The 459-nt window shown below is 46.6% G+C and carries 1 protein-coding gene; it reads left to right on the forward strand.

All coding sequences use genetic code 11. From position 1 onward, the window contains the following. A partial coding sequence (locus tag ASC50_RS04465) for a Mur ligase family protein (protein WP_262482200.1) occupies positions 1-459 on the forward strand: 459 nt, incomplete at both ends.

A 459-nucleotide genomic window follows, 5' to 3' on the forward strand; every position in this document is an offset into this window, starting at 1 on the left:
TCGCTACACCGATGCGAAGATGATTTGTATTACGGGCAGCAATGGCAAAACGACCACGACTTCGCTCATCTATCATATTTTGAAAAATGCGGGGTTGAACGTTGGCTTGGCTGGCAATATCGGCGACAGTCTGGCTTTGCAGGTGGCGGAACAGGATTTTGACTGTTACGTCATCGAGCTGAGCAGTTTTCAGTTGGACGGGATGTACGACTTCAAGGCTGACATCGCCATTTTGCTGAATATCACGCCCGACCATTTGGACCGGTACGACTACAAATTTGAGAATTACGTCGCCTCCAAATTTCGGATTTTGCAAAATCAGACGGCGGAGGATGCGTTCATTTTTTGGAACGACGACCCCGCGATGCAATCACGAATTGCGAATTACGAATTACAAAAAAATCATGCCACGTTGTATCCTTTTTCAGAAAAAAAGAAGGCGGACGTGAAGGCATACAC

Source organism: Candidatus Symbiothrix dinenymphae, from assembly GCF_001431085.1.